The organism is Paenibacillus xerothermodurans (assembly GCF_002220865.2).
GTDB lineage: Bacteria > Bacillota > Bacilli > Paenibacillales > NBRC-103111 > Paenibacillus_S > Paenibacillus_S xerothermodurans.
The window spans coordinates 22345-42887 of the sequence record NZ_NHRJ02000014.1 but is presented as its reverse complement, the minus strand read 5'-3'; the positions used below and the strand labels follow the sequence as shown (position 1 = coordinate 42887).

The 20543-nt window shown below is 48.9% G+C and carries 21 protein-coding genes; 2 read left to right on the top strand and 19 right to left on the bottom strand.

The window, feature by feature from the left end:
- Positions 1-155: 155 nt before the first annotated feature.
- The 8 genes from CBW46_RS17095 to CBW46_RS17060 all read right to left on the bottom strand — a co-directional run bounded on the left by CBW46_RS17095 (position 156) and on the right by CBW46_RS17060 (position 7939).
- Positions 156-1004 (bottom strand): phosphoenolpyruvate hydrolase family protein, encoded by an 849-nt coding sequence (locus tag CBW46_RS17095; RefSeq protein WP_089201269.1) that lies wholly within the window; start codon positions 1002-1004, stop codon positions 156-158.
- 63 nt (positions 1005-1067) lie between these two features.
- Positions 1068-1430, bottom strand: a complete 363-nt coding sequence (locus tag CBW46_RS17090) for a cupin domain-containing protein (RefSeq protein WP_089201208.1) — start codon at positions 1428-1430, stop codon at positions 1068-1070.
- Between the two features lie 52 nt (positions 1431-1482).
- Positions 1483-3006 carry an extracellular solute-binding protein gene (locus tag CBW46_RS17085; RefSeq protein WP_165842359.1) on the bottom strand — a complete coding sequence of 508 codons (1524 nt, stop codon included), beginning with the start codon at positions 3004-3006 and terminating at the stop codon, positions 1483-1485.
- Between the two features lie 27 nt (positions 3007-3033).
- A complete protein-coding gene (locus tag CBW46_RS17080) occupies positions 3034-3915 on the bottom strand; it encodes a carbohydrate ABC transporter permease (protein ID WP_089201206.1) in 882 nt (293 codons plus the stop codon).
- A gap of 37 nt (positions 3916-3952) precedes the next feature.
- Positions 3953-4915 (bottom strand): ABC transporter permease, encoded by a 963-nt coding sequence (locus tag CBW46_RS17075; RefSeq protein ID WP_089201205.1) that lies wholly within the window; start codon positions 4913-4915, stop codon positions 3953-3955.
- 23 nt (positions 4916-4938) lie between these two features.
- On the bottom strand, positions 4939-5706 hold the full coding sequence (locus CBW46_RS17070) for a sugar phosphate isomerase/epimerase family protein (protein ID WP_089201204.1): 768 nt from the start codon (positions 5704-5706) through the stop codon (positions 4939-4941).
- A complete protein-coding gene (locus tag CBW46_RS17065; protein WP_089201203.1) occupies positions 5703-6698 on the bottom strand; it encodes a Gfo/Idh/MocA family protein in 996 nt (331 codons plus the stop codon). Before CBW46_RS17065 ends, CBW46_RS17070 begins: the two co-directional genes overlap by 4 nt.
- Before the next feature lie 20 nt (positions 6699-6718).
- The gene (locus CBW46_RS17060; RefSeq protein ID WP_089201202.1) at positions 6719-7939 is read right to left on the bottom strand and encodes a Tm-1-like ATP-binding domain-containing protein; all 1221 of its coding nucleotides are present in this window, start codon (positions 7937-7939) and stop codon (positions 6719-6721) included.
- Positions 7940-8179: 240 nt separating this feature from the next.
- On the opposite strand from CBW46_RS17060, the gene CBW46_RS17055 reads away from it, so the two are divergent.
- On the top strand, positions 8180-8752 hold the full coding sequence (locus CBW46_RS17055) for a helix-turn-helix domain-containing protein (RefSeq protein WP_089201201.1): 573 nt from the start codon (positions 8180-8182) through the stop codon (positions 8750-8752).
- A gap of 72 nt (positions 8753-8824) precedes the next feature.
- On the opposite strand, the gene CBW46_RS17050 is transcribed toward CBW46_RS17055, so the two are convergent.
- Both CBW46_RS17050 and CBW46_RS17045 read right to left on the bottom strand, forming a co-directional pair.
- Complete coding sequence (locus CBW46_RS17050) at positions 8825-9694, bottom strand: IS3 family transposase (protein WP_089201200.1); 870 nt, start codon at positions 9692-9694, stop codon at positions 8825-8827.
- Positions 9640-9972: a transposase gene (locus tag CBW46_RS17045; RefSeq protein WP_165842358.1), complete on the bottom strand. Its 333-nt coding sequence runs from the start codon at positions 9970-9972 to the stop codon at positions 9640-9642. Before CBW46_RS17045 ends, CBW46_RS17050 begins: the two co-directional genes overlap by 55 nt.
- 219 nt (positions 9973-10191) lie before the next feature.
- Here CBW46_RS17045 and CBW46_RS21925 point away from each other — a divergent pair, with 219 nt between their 5' ends.
- Positions 10192-10347: a hypothetical protein gene (locus CBW46_RS21925; RefSeq protein ID WP_243633368.1), complete on the top strand. Its 156-nt coding sequence runs from the start codon at positions 10192-10194 to the stop codon at positions 10345-10347.
- 769 nt (positions 10348-11116) lie between these two features.
- Here the strand turns inward: CBW46_RS21925 and CBW46_RS22370 are convergent.
- The 9 genes from CBW46_RS22370 to CBW46_RS16995 form a co-directional block, all read right to left on the bottom strand.
- Entirely contained in the window at positions 11117-11434 is a 318-nt protein-coding gene (locus CBW46_RS22370) for a zf-HC2 domain-containing protein (RefSeq protein WP_165842357.1), read from the bottom strand.
- Between the two features lie 114 nt (positions 11435-11548).
- Positions 11549-11965 (bottom strand): monovalent cation/H(+) antiporter subunit G, encoded by a 417-nt coding sequence (mnhG, locus tag CBW46_RS17030; protein ID WP_089201268.1) that lies wholly within the window; start codon positions 11963-11965, stop codon positions 11549-11551.
- A complete protein-coding gene (locus CBW46_RS17025; RefSeq protein ID WP_424446669.1) occupies positions 11946-12236 on the bottom strand; it encodes a Na(+)/H(+) antiporter subunit F1 in 291 nt (96 codons plus the stop codon). The genes mnhG and CBW46_RS17025 overlap by 20 nt, the downstream gene beginning before the upstream one ends.
- Complete coding sequence (locus CBW46_RS17020; RefSeq protein ID WP_089201196.1) at positions 12236-12715, bottom strand: Na+/H+ antiporter subunit E; 480 nt, start codon at positions 12713-12715, stop codon at positions 12236-12238. The genes CBW46_RS17025 and CBW46_RS17020 overlap by 1 nt, the downstream gene beginning before the upstream one ends.
- Positions 12716-12720: 5 nt before the next feature.
- The gene (locus CBW46_RS17015; RefSeq protein WP_089201195.1) at positions 12721-14199 is read right to left on the bottom strand and encodes a Na+/H+ antiporter subunit D; all 1479 of its coding nucleotides are present in this window, start codon (positions 14197-14199) and stop codon (positions 12721-12723) included.
- Complete coding sequence (locus CBW46_RS17010) at positions 14192-14530, bottom strand: Na(+)/H(+) antiporter subunit C (RefSeq protein WP_089201194.1); 339 nt, start codon at positions 14528-14530, stop codon at positions 14192-14194. Before CBW46_RS17010 ends, CBW46_RS17015 begins: the two co-directional genes overlap by 8 nt.
- A gap of 2 nt (positions 14531-14532) precedes the next feature.
- Entirely contained in the window at positions 14533-17412 is a 2880-nt protein-coding gene (locus tag CBW46_RS17005) for a Na+/H+ antiporter subunit A (protein ID WP_089201193.1), read from the bottom strand.
- A gap of 607 nt (positions 17413-18019) precedes the next feature.
- Positions 18020-19501, bottom strand: a complete 1482-nt coding sequence (locus CBW46_RS17000) for an amidase family protein (protein ID WP_089201192.1) — start codon at positions 19499-19501, stop codon at positions 18020-18022.
- An 89-nt stretch (positions 19502-19590) separates the two neighbouring features.
- Entirely contained in the window at positions 19591-20286 is a 696-nt protein-coding gene (locus CBW46_RS16995; protein WP_243633367.1) for a DUF421 domain-containing protein, read from the bottom strand.
- Positions 20287-20543: the final 257 nt, after the last annotated feature.

Below are 20543 nucleotides of genomic sequence, written 5' to 3'. Positions count from 1 at the left end.
TGGGATCACCCGGATAAAAGGCGACACGTTAAGCAGCTTATCAAACGTGATGCCTGCCCTAGCCGGAAGAAGCAGTTCGTTCAACTTGTTGCGGCCGGCAAGATCAAGATGGTGGAGCGATTGCATGTCCGCCACAGCACACAAATAAACCTGGCCTAGCGGCCAGGATCAAGTTTGGCAATGAATATATTTTTGAACGTCCTTACCTGCTCAGTGATCGCTACTTCGGCGGGCAGCCGTTCCACACTGGATGCCCCGAAGAAGCCGGCCACACCCTTCGTCCTGCTCAGAACATAGGCGGCATCTTCCGGTTCAGCGATCTGCCCCCCATGACAGATGACCAAAATATCCGGATTCACAGTTTTTCCGGCATCGTGAATGCGCTGCACCAACTCCACCGATTCATCCAATGTCATTGCTGTCGCAGCCCCGATACTGCCCTTCGTTGTCAGCCCAACATGCGCAACGAGTATGTCAGCTCCCGCCGCTGCCATTTGGATAGCATCGCGCTCGTTGAACACATAGGGTGTTGTCAGCAAGTCGAGCTCATGCGCTGTGCGGATCATCTCTACTTCGAGGTCATAACCCATTCCCGTCTCTTCCAGGTTTTGCCGGAATACGCCGTCACATAGCCCAACGGTTGGGAAGTTTTGAACGCCCGTGAAACCCATTTCCTTCAGCTGCTTTAAATACACCTCCATGACGCGAAATGGGTCGGTGCCGCAAACACCGGCAAGAACGGGGGTATGTTTCACGATCGGAAGCACCTCAGCGGCCATTTCCATCACAATCTGATTGGCATCCCCGTAAGGCATGAGCCCGGCCAATGAGCCGCGCCCCGCCATCCGGTAGCGTCCCGAATTATAAATAATGATCAGGTCGGCTCCACCCGCTTCCGCACACTTGGCGGACAGCCCGGCCCCCGCTCCGGCGCCGATTATTGTCTTGCCCTCCGCAGCTTGCAAACGTATGTGATGTAACGCTTCCTCTCTGGATATCGCCATGTTTTTTTCCCCTTTCAGCAGCACTGTCTTGAGGCACTCGTCATGTGCCAAGAATAAACGGCCTTACTCCCCGATAGTCTGCCGGTCGGCTGAAGAATAAGCGATAATCATGCGACAGGGTTCCCAGCTTGTCACCTTGGCATTATGCGGGACGTTCCGCGGGATGCGCAGCATCATACCGGGCTGCAGATGGAAAACCTCATCGCCCAAAGAATGATCGCATTCTCCGGATAAAATGAAGATGAGCTCCTCACAGTTCGGATGGATATGCCTGTCATTAGCTCGCCCTGCCTCAATGTACACCATGCCGAAGGTCATCTCGGCTTGAGGATCAATATCTTTGCCGCATAGCCACTGAATCTTTCCCCATCCCATAGATAACAATCTCTCTTCTTCCTGCTTTCGCAAATCTGTTACAGTTCCCATGTCCGCATCTCCTTTAACAATGGATTTTTCCCGGATGCCACCACGCTCATGCCTATTTCCCCTGCGCCGCTCTGCGCGCTTTATACGCGTCGTTCATTTCTTTAATAATTTGTTGGTAATTCGGATCCTGCTTCAAGTCGTTAATCAGCTTATCCCAAGCCTGAATCCCGACCTTACCCATCGTGACCTGGGTCTTCATATCCGATATTTTCTTTTTATAGTCAGATCCCATTTTAATATCCGTTTCAGAGACCAATCCGACCGCAACATCAGGCTTAGCCACTTTCGCCCGTTCATCAATGATTCTTTTATTCCGTTCGAACACTTCCTTCGGCATGCCCGGAGCAAAAGCATACATATAAGGATCATAACGCATGAACATTTTCCCGAAAGAGCCGACACCTACGCTGTCTTTCACAGCCTGCTCCGTCGTAACTTTCATCTCGTTTTCCTCGTTGTAATGCACCCCCTTCACGCCGTACAACGATAGCGTGCCTCCTTCTTCAGAAGCGCCGTAATTCAGCAGCGATAGGATGGTTTTCACTTTCTCCTCAGGCACCTTTTTCGGGATCGCCAGCACGCCAATATAGCCCCGGTATTCCGGTACGAAAGGTCCGTTTTTGTGTGACAAAGAACTAAGTGGCAGCCACTCCACCTTCGGATCCCGCTTCCACTGGTCATAAGTCCAGCGCCATAATGCCTCGATGGTTTCCGAAGTAATCCCTGCTCTCCCACTGGTCGCCATGTCCCAGAATTGATTATCCTTCATTACAGAGTAGTCGGGAGGAATCAGTCCTTCCGCATAAAGTTTGTGTTTGTACAAAAGCGCCTCTCTCATACCGGGATCGAAATTCGCGTCGATTAAGCTGCCGTTAACCTCTTTCCATCTGCCGTTTGTATTCGTGAACACGTATTCGATGAACTCCTGGGCACGCATCGTATAACCGAACGTATCCGCTTTTCCTTCCGGCTGTTTTTCCTTGAAGGCTTTCATCACATTGTAAAAGTCATCCATCGTCTGCGGTACCTGCAGCCCCAGTTTATCCAACCAGTCCTTGCGGATGCCGGCGAATGCGAAACCGTTTAACGGTCTGGCCACCGGTACCACGTAATTCTTCGCGTCGATTTTGGTGTTCTCCCAAATGACTTTCGGATATTCCATAAGATGCGGATAATCCCGGAGAAACGGAGTCAGATCCCAGAACGCGCCTTGTTTCACCATTTGCTGAAACAGCGGATTGGTCATGTCATCAAGCTTCAGCAAATCCGGCAGATCACCAGAGCTTAACACCACGTTGAGGCGGTCGACATAGTCCGGACCGGTGACCCATGTGATATTGAGCTTTGTGTTCGTCTTTTTCTCAAATTCCTTCCATACCGGATTATCTGGTGCCGGGGGCTGGGCGATGGTGAAATCGGACAGCACATTGATTGTCACCGGACCCGCATTGTTCGCGCCGGAATCACCGGCTCCCGAATCGCTCGAGCAACCCGCTAGTAAGGAGGTCAGCGACAACGTTCCAATTAATGACAGGTTGACACGCTTGCTCCTAAAGGACGATCTTCCGCTTTTCATAGAAAGCCCTCCCATTTTTGTTCACCTCTAGCCCTTCACGGAGCCTAACATAACTCCCTTGGTAAAATGCTTTTGCAGGAACGGATACACACATAGAATCGGGAGAGTTGATATTACGACGGCAGCCATTTTAATGGTCTGGGTAGGAAGCTGCTGTTCTGACATCATTTCTACCGCAGCCGCGCCGCCGGTGGAAGTGTCCGAGTTTACGATCATATTACGAAGCACCACCTGCAGCGGAAATTTGGCAAAATCGTTAATATACAGTACCGCCGAGAAAAACGTATTCCAATAAGCCACCGCATAAAACAAACCAAAGGCGGCAAGCGCCGGAGCTGAGAGCGGAAGCACAATCCGGAAAAAGGTACCCAAATCCGAGCTGCCGTCAATCATCGCAGCCTCTTCCAGCTCAGCCGGGATATTATCGAAAAAGCTCTTCATTAATAAGACATACCATCCACTGGTCAGGACAGGAATGATCAAGGACCATACGCTGTTGATCAGTCCCAGCTCTCTGACCAACAAATATGGCGGGATAATGCCGGGGCTAAACAGAAGTGTAACGACGATACCCATCATCATTGCCCTTCTGCCCCGCAGCCGTTTGCGCGATAGACCGAACGAGATCGCTGATGTAATCATAAGACTCAAGCCGGTACCGACTATGGCAAGAAACGCGCTCACGCCGGTGGCATTGATGAATGCGGATGTAGAAAATAAGTATTTGTAAGAGGCAAGCGACCATCGGTGCGGAAACAGTACAAATCCGTTTTTCTCGAGATACTCCTGTGCGTCGGTGAATGAGACGATAAACACGTAGTACAGCGGAAACAACGTCACCAGACCTATAAGGATTAAAACGACGGTGTTGGCCGCGTTGAAAAGACCGGCTCCCAAGCTCTGTTTCACAATGGTGTAACCTCCCTTCCGTGCGAATCAGGCAAGATCAGTAGACGCCTTCTTCCCCGAATTTTTTCGCCAAGGAATTGGCTATAATGACGAGAGCATAACCGATAACCGATTTAAACAGGCCAACGGCAGTTGTATAACTGAATTGGCCGTTTTGAATCCCGTTGCGGTACACATACGTTTCAAACACGTCAGCGACTTCCGCGACAGCGCCATTCATCATGAGGAACACTTGCTCAAAGCCGACATCCATGATGTGGCCCAACCGCAGGATGAACAATACGAGAATCACGTTCCGGATAGCAGGCAATGTGATGTGCCAGGTTTGGCGCAGCCGGTTGGCTCCATCCATTTTTGCCGCTTCGTAGAGCTGCGGATCGACGGCGGTTATAGCCGCCAGGAATATAATCGTGCCCCATCCGGTTTCTTTCCATATATTTTGCAATGTGAGCAGTGCCCAAAATGTGTCTTTGTTAGTCAAAAAATCATAACGAGAGTATCCAGCCTTCTCCAGCATCACGTTAACAATGCCGGACGATTGTGAAAGCAGCAGGAAAGTGATGCCCACAATAATCACCCATGATAAAAAATGCGGGAGATATACGATCGATTGAATCACTCGTTTGAACACCTGCTGCTTTACCTCATTAAGCAAGAGCGACAGCAGTATGGGAAGCGGAAAGAAAAACACCAAATTAATCATACTGATCATCATTGTATTGCGGAATAAAATTGCAAAATCAGGGTTGGAGAAAAACCGGACAAAATGCTCGAAGCCGACCCATTTGCTTCCGACTACACCAAGGTACGGGGAATAGTCCTGAAAAGCGATCATCACGCCCCACATGGGCAAATACTTGAATACAAGAAAATAAATGAGTCCGGGCAGAACCAAAACATATAAGTATTTATCACGCTTGAGCTCAAACCACAGCCGTGTATTCCGTGCGTTCTTCTTCCTCAGCAGATTGGGCTTCAAGCGGGCAGCCTGGGAATCCATAGCGCTCTTCCTCCTGCATCATTCTAATGGCCGGCGTCGCTTAGTCCTTGACGCATAAAATGTAGGCATTCCGTCATGCTGCGCATCATCTCCCCGCCGCTTTCCTCGTCCGCGGACATCCAGCCGCGGTAGTGGACACCCTGTATGGCCTGAAAAATCGGACGAAAGTCGATGTTTCCCTGCCCAAGTACCCGCCAATCCCCTCCCGCATAATCTTTCAGGTGAAAATTGTCGATGTATGTGGCGAAGCTTGTGATTACTTCCGCAACATCCACGATACCGGATTTCACCAGGTGAGCCGTATCTATGGTTAAACCGACCGAGCCATCATGCACCTGATTGAAGAAAATATCAAAGTCATCCCGATACATTACCGGCTGATTGTAATGGTGATGAAGCGACAGCGACAAGCCGAGTTGCTGTGCCTCTTTGCCAAGATCGGATAACACGGCGGCGTAGGACCGAATGTCCTGAGCTGTTACTTCGCTACGGGGGATACCATGACAAAACACGATGATCGTGCTGCCGATTTTTTGCGCAAAGCCAAACAGTCTGCGTAAGGCGGCAATGTTAGCGCCATCCAGCGTGCCTCCGATAATTAGGGCCGAGCCAACGCCCGATTGATTTCCCCACTCGGCAAGAAAACGGTCCGGCTCCCCTATGTACCCTATATATTGGGAATGCTTCAGCTGCAGCCCGTCGTAACCGATTTTGGAGTAATGCTGGAATAGAGCAGCACGCTCCTCTTCATTTGCCGTAGGTCGGGAAAAAGCAAGCTTAATATCTCTCATACCAGCGCTCCCTGATTTAGATGCACGATCCGTTTCTCTTTGGCAGAGACGTAAGCGGCATCCAGCATGGCAACGGTGCGCAAATTGTCCTGTGCACTGTTAGGCGCCTCCGTTCCCGTCTCCAGTGAAATCAGAAGATGGTTGAGCCCTTCGAATGTAGCTGACTCGCGAGACACAGAATTCGACCATGTTTGAACGGGTTGCTGTTCCCCTGCTCGGAACAATTCTACGGCTGCATGGGAAGTTTGCAGTGTACCGATCTCCCCTACCACGACCATTTCCGTGCGCCTGTAGGCAGAAGAAAAGCTTTGCGTATAGGTGACGATGGTCCCATTTTCGAACTCAAGCTGCACCGTGGCGTCCGTTTCCCCAACGCAGTCGATGGCCGGCGAAGAGCTCATAAGAGCTGACACGGATTTGGCTTCACAGCCGAGAATCTGTCTGAATCCGTCAAACCAATGGATCCCCATCACAGAAAGGGCATGGCGCTCGCACTGAAGCCTCCAACCGACGTCTTGACGGAAGAACAAATTGTTGAAAATGATGGCGGTGACGTTCCCGATGGTGCGCTGTGCCACGATTTGCTTTACGAGCTGGAACGGGTAGTGCCGTCTGAAGTTTTGGTTTACGGCTATCGGGATGCCCAACTGCTGAGCCGTTGTTGTGATCTCTATGGCCTCACTTAGGGTGTCGGAGAATGGCTTCTCCACGTAAAGCGGATAACCGGCTTGGAGCAGAGGCAATACTACATCTCGGCGGATGGAGGTTGGCGTGCAAACCACAGCGACATCCACGTTGCTGTGTTGAATGAAGTCCTGTAAATGGTCAAATTGCTGAGTTATACCATATTTCTTTGCCTTAGCATTCCGTACATCCTGATTCGGATCGCAAATCGCAGCCACTTCCACACGCTCGGGATATTGTTTGTATCCCTCCAAATGCAGCTCCGTCACGCCGCCGGCACCGATCAGACCCACTCTATACTTCTTCATAGCTTATCCCGCCCTTTGTTTTAGTTTGTTCGAGACGCCAGCATCTCCAGCAGCAGTTCGACCGCTTTGTCCGCAAATGCGGGGTCATTGATGTTGAAGTCCAGCTCCAACACAGGTATGCTAGCCTTCACGTGCCGCTTGATCGCTTCGAAGCACGCGTGATCAGCTTGTGCATCCCAGAATGGCTGCCCAGGACTGTCTAGGATGGACACGCCTTTCAAAGGGAGCAGAAACGCTGCCGGACCGGTGCTCGCGTTGGCCTTTTCCGCCAAAATTTTACCTATTCTTGCATTTTCCTCCGCAGTCGTACGCATCAGCGTGACCGTCGGGTTCCACTCATACAGCTTTCTCACCCTGTATTTCTCCGGCACCGTGTGCCGTGAATGAAAGTTCACCATGTCGACGCATCCCGGGGCGATTACCTGTGGAATCCCTCTCGCTGCTGCAGCGTCGCCACGATTGGGACCGGCGGCAAAAACCCCTCCCGCAATCTCGTCCGCCCATTCGGTCGTCGTAACATCCAATATTCCACTAATGTATCCGCTTTCAACCAAGCCCTCGAGTGTTTGCCCACCCGTGCCCGTGCAGTGAAACACCAACACATCATAATCCGCTTGCTCCAATTGTGCTCTCGCCCGGTCCACACACGCAGTCGTGTTGCCAAACATGCTGGCGGCAACCATCCGCTTGTCATCACGGCCTCCTGGCACCCTCGCTTCAACCATGCCGCATATAGCTCCGGCAGCCCGGGTGAACACCTCCCTGCTGATGGGGTTAACTCCCGCGACATCAACGATTGCCGGGAACAGCAAAATGTCTTTGGTACCAACATAGCTTCTGGTATCCCCGGACGCGACCGTAGAGATGATGATCTTGGGAAAGCCGATTGGCAGTGTGCGCATTGAACTGCTTGTGACGGTTGTACCGGCGGTACCGCCCATCCCGATGATGCCATGAATCAGCCCCCGCTCATAAAGCTCACGCACCACCTGGGCGGCGCCGGCCGCCATCACCGCCATAGCTCTCCCGCGGTCCCGGCGCTGGGCAAGCTCCTCTGCGGAGCAACCGCCTGCAGCGGCGACACGTTCCCGGCCTATGTCCGGATTCAAGAGCGGCGCCTCAATGACACCGGTGTCGACAACCAGCGTGTTGTGTCCGCGGGCTTCGATTTGCGTTTGCAAAAATTGAAACTCGACGCCTTTTGTATCCATCGCACCAATGATACAGATGGTGCTCTTCATGTCATCTCCCCCTTCGTTGAATCATACTCCAATCCTACGCACCAACGTTCAACAATATTCACCCAAAATTAATAAAGTTAACTTAGATTCAACTCAGTTGAATTTTAGTTAATATTCGAAAGCACCATGTCATACAAATGGCATGGCAGTGCATACTTTTCAGAAATACTCCTCCTGGTTGTTATTTCAACCAAGTTGAATTATGTTAGACATGAAGCCTTTTCCGGATGGGGGGATAGTATGGATTTGGGTAAACGAATTCGGATCATTCGCAAAGAACAGAAACGCAGCCAGGAAGAGATAGCGAAGGCATGCGGCTTCAGCAAAAGCCTCCTGTCCAAAATTGAAAGCGGCAGCACGATGCCGGCCGTTGCCACACTGATGAAAATCGCCAACGCTCTGGGGGTGAAAGTGTCGGATTTGCTGGAAGTGCAGTCGGGTCTGGACACGGTGAAGGTGAGCGCCACACAGTATGCGGACACAGCGAATTGGATCACCACGAGCAAAGGTTATTCCTTTTTCGCGTTTGCATCCGGACGGCATAACAAGATTTTGCAGCCCTACATTTTCATTGCACGAAAGGGTGAGGTGAAGAATCACGTATTCTCTCATGAAGGGGAGGAGTTTATTTATGTGCTATCCGGGAAAATGAAGTACAAGGTGGGCAGTGTGGAGTATGACATGTCTGCCGGGGATAGTCTGCATTTTAACTCGATGGAAGAGCACGCCGTTACCGCCTTGTCCGATGAAGTGAAGTATTTGGCGGTGTTTACGGAGCACCAGCCCCGGACGGATGCAGCCGTAGAGGAGTAGCTTAGCTACCGACGGCGTCATTGCGCACTGGACTTCCCCCAATTTCCTTGACACATAGTTAAGACCAAAAGCTCATTTGGACTGTAGCTCGTACTCCACAGGCGTTTTATAACCGAGAGCGGAGTGCATGCGTTTGGTGTTATAAAACATTTCGATATATTCGAAAATAGCCCGTTTCGCTTCCTCTGCGTTGCCAAACTTTGTATCATGCATGAGTTCGCGTTTTAATGTCTTATAAAAAGACTCCATGACTGCATTGTCATAATGATTGCCCCGTCTGGACATGCTGATCATCGCTCCATAGCTTTTAACAATGGCCTGAAACCGCCTGCTTGTATATTGCGAACCACGGTCGGTATGAATCATGAGACCGACAGGTGGATGTTCCTTGTGTATCGCCTGCTTAAATGCCTCGATCACCAACTGATCGGTCATTCGGGTTTGCATGGCCCATCCCACGACTTTTCTTGAGAATACATCGATCCATACCGCCAAGTACAGAAAACCACCGGTCTGCAAGGGAATGTAGGTAATGTCACCGACCCATAGGATGTGCTTGGTCTTGGTATCAAAAACCCGTTTGACTAGGTTTTCAGCGATACCTTCAGCGGAGGGCTTGCGGGACATCACTTTCTTTTTTCTCCAGGGCAGGGCCGCCAGCCCAACTTGCTGCATATGCCGTGCCACTCGGTTTTTACTCGTGAACTTACCACGGCGGCACAGTTCCAACGCGATGCGGGGACTGCCGTAACGCCCTTTAAACTCGGCGTAAATCTTGCGGATATCCTCGATGAGGATTTCGCTGTCGATCGCGCGGTTGCTTTTGCCACGTTTTAACCAGTCGTAGTAAGCTTGCCGGCTGACCTTAAGCAGATCGCATAACAGTTTTACGGAGTAGTTCTCGGTGCTTTTTCGGATGAAAGTGTATTTAACTTCTCCCACCGCTTCGAGTATTCCTGAAACTTTTTTAGGATTTCATTTTCCAGTTGCAGCTCGTCACGTTTTTGCAGTCGCTGGATCTCCAGTTCGGTGTTAGGCACAGGAACGCCATTGCCTGTAAAGGCTTTGTCGCCATACTGCTCGTATTCGTACACCCACCGACTCAACATCGTCGGAATGATGCCCAGCGATTTTGCCACATGGGAGACCTTTCTTCGTTCCCCGAGCACCTGTAAGACAGCTTCCACTTTAAAGGCCTTGTCGTACTTTATTCGCTTCAAAGAATCAACCCCTTTGCACAAGAGTATGACTTGGTCTTAACCTTGTGTAAAGAGGTTTGTGGGAGGTCCACACCACCGGGGTTGAGTCTGTTAAATAACCTGTGTAAACTCTCCAATCAATCTATTAGAATAATAGGCAAAGGTCGGATCGGAAGGATGAACACAGTGGCTCGGAAGTTTGGCAAGGAACAAGTTTAAAGCATTATTAAAGACAACGATATGAAATCAATGGCGGACGTGCAGTCCGCTCTCAAAGAGCTGTCTGCCGACACAATACAAGAAATGCTAGAGGCGGAGCAAATCCGCGCCAACTTCAATGTGCTGTTATCTTTGGTTAAGCTAGCGAGCCAACCATCGATCATGGTCTGCCTTTGATCGGTGTCCCAAGCATCTTGATTATAAGGTTCGATATCCAAATGAATGCCTGTAAATCCTCCCTCTGCTGGAGCATGATGATTATATTGCCCCACCCAATCAACCAGTTTATGGATATGAGGCCTATTCTCCTCGCTAGCCCATGATGGGTCTCCGCCGAACGCATACACTTTGATATCATACAAAGTTGCTTGGGTCGGCGTTGTGTATTCCGTAAGGTAAATTGATCATCATTTTTTTAATGTTCATTGGCCGAATTGGTATGCTTACACTGCTCTTCATGTTTCGCGGGCGCGTGAAAAAAGACCGCTATCATTATCCCAAGGAGGGGATCATTATTGGATAGCATGATGCGTACATCCCTTACTCCGAGTTACGCCGATTCTACTTCGAAGACACTATGGGCTAAGTATCAATAAAAAAAGTTTACCGCCTCTGCAAGCGAATGCGTTGTGCTTCTCCCAGAACGAATAGTATTATGATTAAGAATCACCACTGGACAGTCCGGAGCACAGATTTGTGCTCGCAACAATTTGTCTGATCAAAAAAGTGTCGGATTTACGCTTGCACGGCGTGATAATCGCAACTTTAACGGGGCCATAAGCCGGACCATCATCATAATTGTGGCTGGCGGCACAGGCTAAGGTCATGAAGATGAAAACATGACATACAATTAAAGCTGAATTCAGCTAACGCTGAATCCAGCGCTTACATTTCCTTTGCCGAACTACCAGGATAATCAATTGCAGCAGCGTGGTGTTTCTCCCTGTTACTCGAACTCGATAGTCGCGATATACCAGACAATTGACAAGATGACGGATAAAATGGAAATTCCCGCTATAGCAGCCCTTACTTTCCACATCCTCACAGTACGAGCGAATTCTTTTGCATCAAATGACACGGACGCTGCTGCAGGAAGCTTGCCCTTTGAGTGGTAAGAACTAAGATCCTTGATGTGTTGAACGTATTTGTTGCACACATGACATTCGGATAAATGAGTGCTAACAAATGTTTTCGTGTAGGGATGCACAGCACCATCAATATAGCGCGGAAGGAGATCTTGTATGATCTCACATTGGTTTTTCAAGGCGTCCCACCTCCAAATCGTATGAAGAACTACCAGACTTATTATGCTGAAATAGGCTCAAGCACCGTCCGGTCATGTAAACCGTTGAAATGTTACAGAAGATTGCTTAACTCTTCACGAACTATAGTCTCCGTTTGTCTGTCTTATGTTCTTTTTTTTAGCCATGGGAGTGGCTCTATTCGCTCTTCTCTCTTTTAGCTCTCCCGCCCAGTCATCCTGGACGCTCCACTTCAGTGGTACGCCAGAGCGGTACGCTGCCCTTCCGTTCAGATGACCTGCGACCGGTGCGGTTATAAATACAAAGACGATGCCAAGCAACAGCTTGGCGCTCACATGATCCAAGAAAAATGCAAAATAAAGAAAAGCGCCGACCAAAATAAAGAGCACGCCTAGCGTAGCGCTTTTCGTCGCGGCATGTGAGCGTAGATAAACATCTGGCAGCCTGATCAGGCCGAATGCGCTTACCGCGCTTATCAAACTGCCCGCTAACACCAGGAATCCGATCAGAATTTCACCCATTTGAAGAATCATCTCCGTTTTCAATGACAACACCTCTTTCTATATATCGCGCAAAGGCGGTAGTTCCTATAAAGGTAAGAATGCCTATCACCAATATGATGTCAAAATATGCATATGTTTTTAACAGCATGCAAATGATCGCGATCATAGAGAGCAGCAGAACCCCGATCGTGTCAAGCGCGGCGATACGGTCTGAGACCGATGGCCCTTTGAGTAACCGATACATGCAGCCAACGATCGCCAGTGACAAAATTGCTAACGATAACAGTAGTAGACTAGACATCACGACCGCGTCACCTCCATGATCGCTCTCTCAAACGAGTCTTTGATCTGCTTAGACAGTTCATTGACATCCTCGATATCCATCGCATGAATATATAGCGTCTGTCCGTCCCGCGACACATCCAGCGTTAATGTGCCGGGGGTCAGACATATAAGGCACGACAGAACGGTAATTTCCCAATCCGATTTGAGCTCCGTCTTCAGTGCGAATATCCCTGGTCGAACCGCCAGCCGGGGACGGATAATTTGCCACATGACCGTGAAGCTGGAAATAAACAGCTCTTTGGTGAACAGGAGAAGCAATTTAACAACCGCCCATAATCGTTTTAAATAAAAGTCGTGCGGCCAGAAGCGGCTGAGTAGTCCGATGCAAATGATCCCCAGCAGGTACCCGACCGTAAACCGCGACGCCGACCAGTCATTGTATAAGAACATCCAAACGAAGGCTATGATCAGGTTTAATAATATTTGTAAGGCCATCTCCTCTACTCCTTCAGTACGGCGTCAATATAAACTGCCGGATTTATTAGCGTATTTCCAGCCTCCGATACAAACCGATATACCCATTCCGAACCAATCCCCATCATTATCATGATAAAACAGAGTCCCACAGCCGGTAGCAGCATCCCTGTAGAGACAGCCGCCTGAGTAGCTGGCCGAGGTTTCTCTTCTCCCCAGAACGCGCTCATAAATAATCTTACTAACGAATAGAGAACGATAAAACTGGACGCAACCGCGACGCCAGTCAGCCAGAAATAATGCTCCTCCAAGCCTCCCTGAATGATGAGCAGCTTGCCTGCAAAGCCGCTGAGCGGCGGAATACCGGCAATAGCAAGAGCGGTGATGAAGAGCATCCAACCCATTGTCGCATGACGCTTCATCATGCCGCCCATCTCCTGTAGCTGGCTCGTGCCAGTTACATGTACGATTAAGCCTCCCAAAATAAACAGTGCGGCCTTGGCGACCATATCATGCAGCAAATAAAAGACGACGCCGTCCATTGCATGATCAGCTGTCACTGACAGCCCGAAAGCAATGAAACCTACGGTAATGATGACGTTATAGTTAATTATCCTTTGCACGTCCGAATAGGCAATGGCCCCCAATGCACCAAGGATCATTGTAGCGGCCGCCATACACGCAATCCAGCTATGAGTAACCAACGGTTCGTGGTAGAAGATGAGCGTAAAGGTCCGAATCAGCGCATACAAGCCTACCTTGGTCAGCAGGGCGCCGAGTAAGGCGGACACTGCTGCCGGCGGAACGCTGTACGACCCCGGAAGCCAAAAGAAGAGAAACAAGCCCGCTTTTAGTGAGAAAACAATCATGAACAAAATGGCGATGACGTTTAATATGCCGTCTTGGCCTGCCTCTGCTACCCGGAGGGATAGGTCCGCCATGTTCAGCGTTCCGACAACACCATATAAATAAGCTACAGCCGCAACGAATAATGTTGACGATAAAATGTTGATTAAAATATATTTTAGTGTTTCGCGAAGCTGTTTTTTCGTTCCGCCAAGTACGATCAGCGCGTAAGAGGAGATCAGCATCACCTCGAAACAAACAAACAAGTTAAACAGATCTCCAGTCAAGAACGAACCGTTAACCCCGACCAGCAGAAATTGAAAGAACGGGTAATAATAATAGCGTTCCCGCTGCTCCCCGACCGTACCGAAGGAGTATAACAAACAAAAGGCGCCAACGACAGCTGTGACGAGAATAAGCAGAGCAGATAACATATCCGCTACAAATATGATACCGTAAGGCGGCAGCCAGCCTCCCATATGCAGTGTTTGAATGCCTTCCATTCTTACCTGATATAATATCTTCCCCGCGCAGGCCACTGTAGCCAATAAGCTAAGGGCGCTCAGCCACCTTTGCACTGGTATGTTGTTTTTCAGAAAAATAAGAATAGCAGCTGTACATAAAGGGATAAGCAGTGGAAGCACAAGCAGATTATTCATTCTCCTCCCCCCTTAATTGTTCCATATCGTCCGTTCCCAATTTCTGATAAGCCTTGTAGGCGAGCACGAAGAAGAAGGACGTCACGCCGAAGCTAATGACAATGGATGTTAGAATAAGCGCCTGTGGCAGCGGATCCACATAGGACTCCGCCTTTTGCCCTAGCAGCGGAGCGGCCCCTGTTTTTAAACGGGACATGGTGAGCAAAAGCAAATGCACACCGTGCGTAAGGAGCGAGGTCCCTAATATAATGCGCAGCAGGCTCTTCGACAGCACAAGGTAAACGCCGACGGTAAATAGCACGCCGATGGCAAGTGACATGTATAATTCCATCCTTACTTATCCCTCCCTATCGCCAGAATAATCGTCATGGTGATGCCAACGACGGTAAGAAAGACACCTAAATCGAACAGCATAGCGGTTGCCAATTCAGTGTGGCCGAGTAACGGCAGATCGTGATAACCGAAGGTGTGGCTGAGAAACGGCACATCGAAAAAGAAAGAGCCGATGCCCGTCAATAGAGCGACTATAATGCCCACCGCACTGACTTTGCGGAAATCGACCGGAATGACCTCCCGAACCGTGTTGATACCGAACGCCATTGCTAGCAGAACGATGGCGGCAGCCGACATCAACGCTCCGATGAAGCCGCCGCCAGGCTCGTTGTGTCCGGAGAAAAACAGATAAAAGGAAAACGTCAGAATGATGAAAATAACTACCTTGGAGATGGTCTTTAAAATCACATCATTGCTACGCAGCCCGTTGTTCGGAAGCTTATTTCCACTTCCACTCTCCCAATAACCACGGCGAACGGGGTGCCCCTCATGGACTAGCTTCAATCTGATTAGGGCGTAAATTGCGTACGATGCAATACTAAGCACAACAATTTCCAGCATTGTATCAAAACCACGGAAATCTACGAGGATGACGTTGACAATATTTTTACCACCCGCGAGGTTGTAGCTTTCCTTGATAAAAAAATCTGAGATCGAATCAAACGATCGGCTGCTGCTGGCGCTTAGAGCAAGTAAGGTCATGACCCCGCCTACTCCAAGCGCGATGATCAAGTTGGGCAGTATAAAGCGCATTGACTCAATCTCTTTCTTCAGCTTAGGCAAATGGTAGAAGCAGAGAAGGAATAATGTAACTGATACCGTCTCCACGATCATCTGGGTCAGCGCCAGATCCGGCGCACGGAAGATGACGAAAAATAAAGTGACCATATATCCGGCTGTGCCCGTCAATATGATCGCCATCATCCTCGTGTGTGCAAACGCAACGGCAATCACCGATACGATAAGCGCGAAAATCACAACCGCTTCATATAATGACATCGGCGCAAATTCGGAGAAGTCAAACCGAATATTCGAAGAGCCGCCCATTGTTACCGTAATAGAGACAATCAGAAACACAAAGATATACATCGAGTAATGGCGAATGGAGCCCGTCATATAACGATCTGTGAGACCTTTTGCTGCCTTATCCAGCAGGTTAAGGCCGCCATCATAGCTTTTATTTAGGGTTATCCCGCTAAATAATGGCTGATGAAGCAATTTCACGCGATGATGTAGCCGGTAAAATACAATTCCCGCTGCAACGACGCCTAGCGTCATAAATACTTCGGTCGTCCAGCCATGCCAGATATGAATAGCCGCGTCGAATTGTTGTCCTGGTACCAGCATGGTGGGATGAATCGCTGCCATCGCCGGCTCGATTAGTGTGTAGGACAACAAATTCGGAAATAAGCCGAAAACAACAGCCAGCGCTGCCAGAACTACCGGGGGCAGCAGCATACCCAGCGGAGCCTCATGCGGCTTTTTCTCGAGCTTGTCGAACTGCTGACCTGTAAAGGTTTTGAATAGCAGCAGCATGCTATATATAAATGTGAAGATACTCGCAATCCAAGCGATAACCGGGAATACTATGCCTAGAAACTGCATATTCAGAACATCCATCTCCATAATGTTGAGCACGGCCGTAAAAAACATTTCCTTACTCAAAAAGCCGTTAAACGGCGGCAGCCCAGCCATGGAGAATGTCCCGATCAAAGCGATGGAGAAGGTCACCGGCATGACCGACATCAAGCCTCCCAGCTTACGGATGTCTCTCGTTCCGGTCTCATGATCGACGATACCTACCACCATGAACAGGGCGCCTTTGAATACAGCATGATTAATTAGATGGAAGATGCCCGCCATGGTTGCTTTCACATAGAACAGAGACGCGCCTGTGTCCGAATAAATGGCTGCTGCCGAACCAAGACCGAGCAAGCTCATAATAAGTCCCAGCTGACTAATCGTTGAAAACGCAAGCATTGATTTCAAATCTGTCTGCTTGAGTGCCCGATATGAACCGTAGATCAAGGTTAGGATTCCTGTTCCGGATACCAGCCAGAACCAGCCAGCTTCCCCAGCAAATATCGGACTAAGTCGTGCTACCAAATACAATCCCGCTTTTACCATAGTTGCAGAATGTAAATACGCGCTGACCGGTGTGGGTGCTTCCATCGCATCCGGTAGCCAAATATGAAACGGAAACTGTGCAGACTTTGTGAAGGCGCCCAGCAGCACGAGCAGCATTGCAGGCACGAATAAGCTGTGCTCCGCTATCGTGCTTACATTCGCGCTAATTCCCCTAATGCTGAATGTTCCTGTAATAACGTAGAGCAGTAAGAACCCGCTTAGCATCGCCAAGCCGCCGAACACAGTAATTAGCATTGATTTTAAGGCGCCGTACCTCGACCTTTCCCTTTGATGCCAGAAAGCGATCAGTAGGAAGGAAGAAATGCTCGTCAGCTCCCAGAAGCCGTAAAGAACAATGAGGTTATCGGACAGCACCACCCCGAGCATTGCTCCCATGAATAGCAGCAAATAAATGTAAAACTGGGCGATAGCTTCTTTTCTTTTGTTTAAGTAAAAGATCGAATAAAGAATAACTAAAGAGCCAACCCCTGAAATTAGCAGCGCAAACAGCAGACTCAGCCCATCCAAATAAACGGTGAAATTCACTCCGAGTGAGGGCATCCACGGTACCGAAGCCGTTAACTGTTCCCCATTCCGGACCTCTGGGAGCCGTAGCACAAAATAGATAAATATCAAGATAGGTGCAGGTAAAATAAACCATCCGGTGTGGATATGCTGCTTCACTTTAGACACAAACAGGCTACCTAACGCGAAAATAAAAGGCAAAATAATAACAAGATGCAGCAAATACAAACTTCATCCTCCTCAACCAAACGTAATGTACGTATTTCAAGCATTCCAACCTGTGCTAACGTAAGTCCCTGTTGTCGAATCAGGCAAAAACGCAAAAAGAGCCCGCTGTTGGCAGGCTCCTCCAGTTAAAACATATGATTTAGTTGGTTTATTTGCTGTTACTCAGTATATCCTCCACACCTTGTGTTTGTCAAAAGAAGTTTTCGGCGTTGAAACGAAATAGGGCATGAAATATGGTGAAATTGGGGATGACTCTTTAGTAAGAAAGGAGAGAATCCCTATGCACAGGCGAGAAGTAAGCGTTTCAACCATCATATTTGTAATCATCATCATGGCGGGAGGCTCTTGTAGCCTTCGTATGACCGAACAGCGGCTCAACGAAGCATATACGGCCCCCTATAACGGCAAGTTAACCATCTATTCACATCGATATTCTACAACTACGAGCGACCGTTCCTATCCCTTCTCTCCAAGGGAATATGTCAGAATCATTCATTGGGTAAAGAGTGAATAACCTGCAAATTATTTATACTTTTTATAATAATATCTATAAACAAAATCAGCGCAGCTTGAATCATTTCTGGCCAGCTTAGAGTTCAATTTGTATTTACTCGTTGTTGCCCGCGCTCAACTGTGGAGGTCGTCGATGTTTGGTGGCCTGCTCGTATGCATACGCCAATTTGATTAAGGTGGGTTCGCTGAATTGCCCACCAAAGAAAGTGATGCCCGTAGGTTCTCCCTTTTTGGTAAAGCCGGCTGGAACGGTGATCGACGCGTAGCCAGCTTTCGCCGGTGCAGCCACTCCATCGTGTCCAGGGGATAGAATCGCGTCCAATTGATGTCTGATGAGAATCGCATCAATTCCGTTGGTTCGCGCTAACTCTAGGTCTCTCGCCTTCGACATGATGTATTCAGGTTCCGTCAATGTTCCACTGGTTGCCTCAGCCGCGATGAGAAGATCCTGCCCATATTGCGTCACTAACTTCTTGTTATATTGGTCGTTGAAAGCGATCATCTCTTTCAAAGAATGCACGGGTACAAAAGGGCTGAGTTTATTTAAGTAATGGTTTATCGCCGGTTTAAATTCATAAACGAGCGATTGAATGTCCCACTCTTGTCTTTCTAATGGGGTAATGGCCTCAACTTCAATCATGCTGGCACCTAATTGTATTAACACATCAATTTCCTTCTCAATTAACCGCTGATGCTCAGCCGGCAGATGAGGGAAGTGGGCTCCCTTGGGAAGACCTATCCTTGCTCCTTGCAGCCCCTCCCCTATTAAAAAAGAGGTATAATCCTTGTGTGATCTTCCTTTCCCCATTGTAGTGGAGGGGTCATCATGATCCACACCGATTAATGATGCTAACAAGATGGCCGCGTCCTCAACCGTACGGGTCATCGGTCCTGCAGTATCGTGAGTGGGGGCAATTGGTACGATGCCAGTCCGGCTAATCAATCCTACAGAAGGATTAAGTCCAACAATGGAATTCTCAACCGATGGATTAATGATAGAACCAAGGGTCTCCGTGCCAATCGCTGCGGCTGTCAAATTAGCTGCAACGGCTGCCCCTGAACCACAGCTCGAGCCGCCCACGTCCAGATTTGCCGGACCATAAGGATTTCTCACGAAACCGCCTCGGGAGCTGTATCCATTGGGGGCGCGCTTGGAAACAAATTTCGCCATCTCCGACATATTAGCTTTACCGAGGATAACAGCCCCAGCTTTTCGAAGCAGTCTAACCAAAAACGCATCTTGTGCGGCGTATGAGTTCGCAAGAGCGATGGTACCGGCGCTCGTGTGCATTCTGTCGCCCGTGTCAATGTTATCCTTTAACAGGATCGGTATGCCATGCAGCGGACCGCGCCGCCCAGAAACCGCACGTTCCTTATCGAGCGCTTCCGCAATGACAAGCGCCTGAGGATTGAGCTCAAGCACGGAGTTAATATTAGGCCCTTGTTTATCGTATTTGGCTATTCTGTTAAGATACGCGAGTGTCACGTCTTTGCATGTAAATTCACCAGTACACATTCCCTGCTGCAGTTCAGAGATAGTGGCTTCGATGACAAAATCGGAAGCACAATCAGTCATGGTATGTACCATTCCCCTCTACGTATGCGTCACCCGGGCCATTATTACCCATGCGAGGTATGGTTATGTTACGTAGCGGTTTCACCGCGTTAGTGCAAAATAGGCGGTGGCGAGGGCTGCTGCTGTTTTGTCGTGATATTTAGTTCTCGCTTCCCGTTCACTGAAGCAAAGAAGACATCCGATAATCTCATTTTTTTACGCTCAAGTGGTTGAAGGACCCAAATCTCAGTCAAATTTAGCTTGTTTAGGGTTTGTTGTTCTATACGGCCTTCTATAATGATTGGGTATGCCACTCCCTGGTCCGGTCGGCCAACGCCCACATCCTCTCTCGTTGCGGCGGATTTTTCCGCTTTCTTAAACACAGTTAATTTCCCATTGGCCTCAATCACGGCGGTATCAACTTCTGAGATATCAAAGATATTTTTTTCCCGCAGCATTTGCAAAATGTTGTCGATGGGATATCTGGCCTTCTTTAGATTCTGCACTATAAAAGCACTGTCCTTTATGACAACGATGGGCTCAAACGAAACTGATTTACCAAAACGACGACTTCGTATGAGAAAAAATGAATACACTTTCTGCAGCAGAGCGATCGCGACAATGGCAATCGCGGTGTGGATATGGCCTATGTCTGGGTCCGCTATATCCGCCCCAACGACCGCACCGAGTGAAATTATGATTAAAAAATCAAAAACGGGAAGTTCCCCGACTGATCTTCTCCCCATCAGTAATGCAAAAACTAATAGCAGAGGAAAAATTGTGATAATTCTGCCGCAGTAGCCCATCCTTTACGGTTTCCATGATACTGAATGCCATGCGGGCACGCCCCAATTTTCTTCATACTTTTGTAAGTATAATTTCCAACGTTATTTTTTGTTATTCCATTTCTCCCACATCTTTTGCCTCGCCTTGCACGTAAAGATGTTACGCAAAAGGGTGTGTTTACTCGCGTGAATACTCACTTGCGGGGCGACACTAACATGCTTAAGTAATATGCGAGGTGTCCAACTGTGTGAGCAAGAACTCACGCTTCTGAGCCACT